General features: G+C 28.7%; 6 protein-coding genes and 1 pseudogene. 1 reads left to right on the top strand and 6 read right to left on the bottom strand.

Going from position 1 to position 5,838, the window contains the following annotated elements:
• The 3 genes and pseudogenes from ABJD66_RS06590 to ABJD66_RS06580 all read right to left on the bottom strand — a co-directional run.
• Positions 1-514 (bottom strand): annotated as a pseudogene (locus ABJD66_RS06590) (AraC family transcriptional regulator); the annotation flags it as partial.
• A gap of 26 nt (positions 515-540) precedes the next feature.
• Positions 541-687 (bottom strand): lmo0937 family membrane protein, encoded by a 147-nt coding sequence (locus ABJD66_RS06585; protein WP_157811139.1) that lies wholly within the window; start codon positions 685-687, stop codon positions 541-543.
• A gap of 49 nt (positions 688-736) precedes the next feature.
• Entirely contained in the window at positions 737-883 is a 147-nt protein-coding gene (locus ABJD66_RS06580; RefSeq protein WP_157811138.1) for a hypothetical protein, read from the bottom strand.
• 219 nt (positions 884-1,102) lie between these two features.
• On the opposite strand from ABJD66_RS06580, the gene ABJD66_RS06575 reads away from it, so the two are divergent.
• Positions 1,103-1,897 carry a TerC family protein gene (locus ABJD66_RS06575; protein ID WP_100896387.1) on the top strand — a complete coding sequence of 265 codons (795 nt, stop codon included), beginning with the start codon at positions 1,103-1,105 and terminating at the stop codon, positions 1,895-1,897.
• A gap of 1 nt (position 1,898) precedes the next feature.
• Here ABJD66_RS06575 and ABJD66_RS06570 read toward each other — a convergent pair whose 3' ends face one another.
• From ABJD66_RS06570 to ABJD66_RS06560, 3 genes are all read right to left on the bottom strand, one after another.
• Complete coding sequence (locus ABJD66_RS06570) at positions 1,899-4,478, bottom strand: ATP-binding protein (RefSeq protein ID WP_348129576.1); 2,580 nt, start codon at positions 4,476-4,478, stop codon at positions 1,899-1,901.
• Positions 4,479-4,631: 153 nt separating this feature from the next.
• On the bottom strand, positions 4,632-5,078 hold the full coding sequence (locus ABJD66_RS06565; RefSeq protein WP_100896385.1) for a response regulator: 447 nt from the start codon (positions 5,076-5,078) through the stop codon (positions 4,632-4,634).
• 12 nt (positions 5,079-5,090) lie between these two features.
• Positions 5,091-5,645, bottom strand: coding sequence for an AraC family transcriptional regulator (locus ABJD66_RS06560; RefSeq protein ID WP_100896384.1), 555 nt, complete (start codon positions 5,643-5,645; stop codon positions 5,091-5,093).
• Between the last annotated feature and the right edge of the window lie 193 nt (positions 5,646-5,838).

The following is a 5,838-nucleotide window of genomic DNA, read 5'->3' as shown; positions in this document are numbered from 1 at the left end:
CAACATAAGCAAAAATCTCTTTTTCCTTAGATGGCATAAATGTTTTTAAAAGTTGAGTTTGCAATAAGTCATCTGCTTCATCATCTTTATTTTCTGAGTATGTGTTAATACTAATATTAGAAAATGTTACAGATTGTCCTTTTCTAAAGAAAAAACAAGCGTCTTTACTAGGGTCACTTGCAAAAATTCCTGTTTGAAATTGGTTTAATGACCTTTGCTTACCGTCTTGTCCAAAACTGTGACTCATTTGCCCCTCTGCACAGTATAAAAAGTAAATAGGGTTAGTAATAGGAGTGTTTCTAATAATAACAGTGTCTTGTGCAAACATTAAATTATACTCTATAAAAGATATATTTTTGTTTACAGATACTCCTTTAATTTCTCCCTTCCCAAAATCATTATCTAATTCTAAAGAATACTCTTTGTGAGTATACTCTAAACGGCCGCCTAGATCTTCTTTAAATTGATTAAAGTCTTGTTCTATATTGTTTGTTCTAAGATTTATAACTTTCATAATGCTTCTTGTTTAGGGATTCTTAATTATTTTTCTTGCAAAACCTTTATAATAAAAAGGATAGTTGCTACTACTAAAAAAATATGTGCTATGTAACCTAACGCGTAGATAAAAAAGGCTAAAGCCCAAATTATTATTAAAATTACTGCCAACGGAATTAATAGCTTTTTCATATTATTTTTTTTGATCATTGTTTTATTAAATACTAATAAGGAAATTCCCTTATTCTTTATTTAAGCTTTCTAGACCATCTGTAGTTGTATCTGTATCATTAGATATTTGCTTTTCTTTATTAGTTCGTAGAGATTCTTTAACCCAGCTACGTCCAACTCTAGAATTTGTAATGCATGCTTGTTTTATATGTATCATAGCGTTGTTGTTTTGTTTGGTACAAAGTTGGTGAAGAGACCGTCTTTTTTTGTTATACAATTTTAGCTTTATGTTATATAATTATTAGAAAAGCCCTGTTTTTGGCCCTTATAGCATTAAATTTTAATCCTTTTAAGCTGTTTTGAATGTTTTGTTGGTATTTTTTTTAATTTTATAAAACATTCCTAAAACAACTTATTTACATAAAAGCCATTAACTATGTTAGAGATTTTTTCTAGTGCAGATGCTTGGATAGCATTAATAACCCTAACCTTTTTAGAAATAATATTAGGTATAGATAATATTGTGTTTATTTCTATAGCTGCCGGTAAGTTGCCAAAAGAGCAGCAAAAAAAAGCAACTAACTTAGGTTTGTTACTGGCTATGGTACAACGTATCCTTTTATTATTAGGAGTATCTTTTTTAGTAGGCTTAAAAAAGCCGTTTTATACTATTACAACTTCTTGGTTAGAAGTAGGCATAAGTTGGCAGGCACTTATTTTATTTTTTGGCGGACTTTTTCTTCTATATAAAAGTACATCAGAAATTCATGAAAAACTAGATGAACCAGGAGAAGAGGAAGAAGAATTAAAAGCAAAAAAAATAACCACATTGCCCAAAGCAATTGTACAAATTGTAATTATAGATTTTATTTTTTCTATAGACTCTATATTAACAGCTGTAGGAATGACAAATGGTATTGGTACACATGCAAACCACTCTTTAATACTAATGATTATAGCCGTTGTAATATCTATAACTATAATGATGGCTTTTGCTAATACAATAAGAGAATTTATAAGTAAGCACCCATCTATGCAGTTACTTGCTTTATCATTTTTAATATTAATTGGGTTTATGCTTATAACAGAGGCAGCTCACTTATCTGGCACAGTATTTTTTGGACAAACTATTGGTGCTATACCAAAAGGCTATCTGTATTTTGCTATAGCATTTTCTTTATTAGTAGAATTTTTAAATATGAAACTCAAGAAAAAATCATCAAAAAAATAAATTAAGCCGGTAAGTACACGCTAAATGTAGAGCCCTCACCAGGCTTACTTTTAGCAATAATATGTCCTCTGTGGTTTACTATTATTTTTTTACAAATAGCCAATCCTATACCAGTACCAGAGTATTGTTCTTTTTGGTGTAAGCGCTCAAAAAGACCAAATATTTTTTTTGCGTTTTCTTGGTCAAAACCAATACCGTTATCTTTTATAGTTAAGCGGTAGTAGTTTTTTCTTCTTTTATTAAAGGTATCGGTAATTTCTGTTCGTGTAAGTTTTTTGCATTCAATAGTAATTTTAGGAGTTTCTGTTGTAGATCTATATTTAATAGCATTATTAACCAAATTATTAAATAGTTGCTCCATTTGAAAAGGTATGGCCTTTATGGTAGGTAAATTATCAATTGTAATATCTACACCAGATTCTTCAATTAACTCTTCTAAATCACCTAAAACTTTTTCAATAGTATCATTTAAAGAAATTTTTACAAAATCTTTTTTTGTTCTGTTTATTCTAGAGTAGGCAAGTAGGTATTTAATTAAAGTTTGCATTCTGTTAGCAGAGCTATCAATCTTATTAAAATACATTTTTCCCCTATCTGATAGTTTTTCTATTTCACCCTCAGAGAGTCTAGAGATAAACATTTGTATTTTACGCATAGGCTCTTGTAAGTCATGACTAGCCACGCGGTTAAAAGATTCTAATTCTGCGTTAGAACGTTTTAGTTCTTCATTTTTTGCTTTTAATTTTTCTTCAGTTTTAACACTATCTGTAATATCTTGTACCACACCAACAGATGCATCTCTACCATCTTTAACAACTTTTTGTCCGTTGATGTAAATATGCTTAAAAGCACCAGATTTTGTTATAACACGGTAGGTATGTATGGTAGATGTACCATTTTCTACTGTTTCTTTGCCTAATTGGTCGTATAGTTTTAAGTCATCTGGGTGTATAAAACTACGGTAACTATCAAAAGTAACTTCAAATTCTTTAGGCTCATATCCTAAAATACGATAAAAATTGTCTGATATTACAGCAGTACCAGAGTCTAAATACCAAACGTAACTGCCAATATCTGCAACCTCTTCTGCATCTTTAAAAATAGAATTTTGTATTTCTAACTCGGCATTAAGTATATTTAGTTTTTCTGCCCTAATTTTTTCTAACGTAATATCTCTAGACGTAACAGTAACACCGTCATTAAGTTTAATGGCTGTTGCATTTAACCAAATAGTTTTACCATTTTTTTCTATATGAGTTTCATACTCTATTTGCTGTTCTTTCTCTATGCAATTAACCATTTTTTCAAAAACACCATTTTTAAAAATATCTGGATAAATTTCAGAAGCTTTCTTATATTTTAATTCTGATGGAATATTATTTTTAATACTCTCGTTTTGAGAGTCATTAATAAACAAAATTTCAAAATCTATTATTTTGTTTGAAGCGTCTCTAATAGATTTAAAGTGGGTTACAATATTAGACGTACTTTTAAAAACATTACTTAAAAATGCACGATTATCTAGTAATAATAAATTCTGAGATTCTAGTTTATCTTTAGCAGCAGTTAAGTTTTTCTTTATAATATGTTCATCTGTAATATCTGCAGCAGTAACTAAAACACCATCATTTAATTTTACAACACTACTTTTAAACCTGTAGTCAGTTTTATTAAACTCATAGTTTCTTTTAAACTTTTGCATTTTCCCGGTTTCGTAACATGTAACCAAATGTTCAAAAACGCCATTTTTAAATTGCATAGGTAATATGTTAGACAGTAATTTGCCTTTCATTTCCTTTACCTTAGTACCTAATATATTTTCTATGTTATGATTAATGTAAACAATTTTAAAATCTATTATCTTTTCTGATGAGTTTTTTACAGGAGTGTAAAAACTAACTATGTTTTCTGTGTTTTTTAAAACACTTTTTAAAAAAGCAGTTGTTGTATCATTTTTTTTGCGCTGCTTATTTATTTGCCAAAAAGATATTATAAAAATAAGTATAGCAGACATTCCTAAAAAAAGAGTAGTAATAGGATTTAAACGTCTGGAGGTTGTTAGTTGGTCTCGTTGTTCTTGCAAATACAGTTCTTCATGACTAAGCATATTCTTTTTTATGCCTTCAATTTTAGCCATAAGTACAGATACGTTTTGTAACAAAGCACTATCGTTTACTTTTTCTTTTTTTGTATCTGTTTTGTAAGCATTAAACTCGTCTATAGCTTCATAAAACTTAAATTGTATGGTAGCAAGTTCATTTAACCTTTTTTGCTGTTCTGGTTTATCTTTAATTAAAAAACTAAGTTTACTAAAGGTTTCTCTAGCACTGTCTTTGTACTTTTTTAATAAAATAGTATGGTTTACTTTATTAAAAAGCTTGTTTTTAAGTACTTGAGATTGCATTAAAGCATACTCAGAAAACAAGGTGTTAATTTCACTCTCTACACGTAAAGTATACACAACTAATTCTGCTGTTTTCTCTTGTTCTCTTATTTGTTTGTAACTATTACTGCCCAAAAAAGCAAGTAAGGCAATAGCAATAATTAGTAGAATTATAAATATTTTGTAAGACTTAACCACGTTCTATGTTTTAATTAAAATAACAGACTCGCTAATGTACCAAAACAATTTTTTATAAAAAGTCCTTTTGGTGTGATGTAATGGATTGAGGTAAAAATAAAATGGATAGAGCACAAAAAGGAATAAATTTTTTTATGCTCTATTTTATTGTAGTTATAAACGAAGTAAAAAGTTATCTCTGTTTAAAGCAGAGGTATGGTATTGCCAATTAATTTTCACTATTTTTTCTATAATTTTTTTTAACGCAGAAAAACTGTTTGGCTTATTAATATATATGTTGGCTCCGTTAACAAACGTTTCCTCTATATCTTGCTCAGATGAAGATGTAGAGTAAATTGCAACACATAAATCTTTAAGCGTAGCATTGTCTCGTATTTCTTTTAAACATTGCATGCCGTTTTTTATGGGCATATTTAAATCTAAAAATACAATTTCTGGCAAAACAACGTCAGGTAAAGTTATGTAGTCCATAAGTTCTTTGCCATCATTAAATAACGATAATTTTGTTTTTACATCAATCTCCGTAATAGCTTCCTCAAACAATAATCGATCGTCAGAGTCATCGTCGGCTAAAACTATATTCATAATATCTATAGCCATATGTTTAAGGTTTTATGATTCATTTTTTTTTCGTTTCTTAATTATCCGCTGAAAAGCAGAAGGTGTTAAACCAGTTGTTTTTTTAAACTGTGAAGATAAATGTGCTACACTACTATAATTTAATTGATGCGCAATTTCTGTTAAAGTATAATCTCTATGTATAATTAACTCTTTAGCTAAATCTATCTTTTTTAGAATTATAAAATTTTCTATAGATGAGTATGTTGTTTCTGAAAAAACAGAAGACAAATGCGCATATGAATAGTTTAACTCTTCTGCTAAATAGTCTGATACATTGTACTTATTAGATTTTTCCGGATCATTTATTAGCGTAGTAATAAGTTCTTTAATGCGTTGTACTAGTGCGTCTTGCGGGTTAGCAATAACCTCTATGCCGTATTTGTTTAATACTTCTGTTATTTTCTTTAACTCTGCATCTGTTGGTTTTTTCTTAAACTCAACCTCACTTAAACTGTGTAATTTGTATTCCAAATTTAATGCGTGTAACTGCTCCTGTAAAACGGCTTTACAGATAAAGTTATAATCAAATTTGATATTCATTTTCATAAAAACTGATGCTAATTTAAAGCTATATTATTTTTAAAAATATGCGTTATATACTGTCAAAATTATTTTGCTAAATATAGGCTTTTTATCAATATACATATGTTTTATAGTCTATACACGAAAAAAAAACCAGTTTATTTTTTAGTTTGTTAATTTTTAGGTAGTTATGTGTGTTTGGTTTTTACTTATTTGT

Origin of the sequence: Cellulophaga sp., from assembly GCF_039943695.1 — a bacterium.
Lineage (GTDB): Bacteria > Bacteroidota > Bacteroidia > Flavobacteriales > Flavobacteriaceae > Cellulophaga.
Note: the sequence above shows the minus strand (reverse complement) of the source record. Positions and strands in the feature narration are given on the sequence as shown.

Bases quoted from the DNA above. Each gene is read 5' to 3' on its own strand.
- ABJD66_RS06585 (WP_157811139.1), bottom strand. From the start codon at position 687: ATGAAAAAGCTATTAATTCCGTTGGCAGTAATTTTAATAATAATTTGG.
- ABJD66_RS06580 (WP_157811138.1), bottom strand. From the start codon at position 883: ATGATACATATAAAACAAGCATGCATTACAAATTCTAGAGTTGGACGT.
- ABJD66_RS06575 (WP_100896387.1), top strand. From the start codon at position 1,103: ATGTTAGAGATTTTTTCTAGTGCAGATGCTTGGATAGCATTAATAACC.
- ABJD66_RS06565 (WP_100896385.1), bottom strand. From the start codon at position 5,078: ATGGCTATAGATATTATGAATATAGTTTTAGCCGACGATGACTCTGAC.
- ABJD66_RS06560 (WP_100896384.1), bottom strand. From the start codon at position 5,645: ATGAAAATGAATATCAAATTTGATTATAACTTTATCTGTAAAGCCGTT.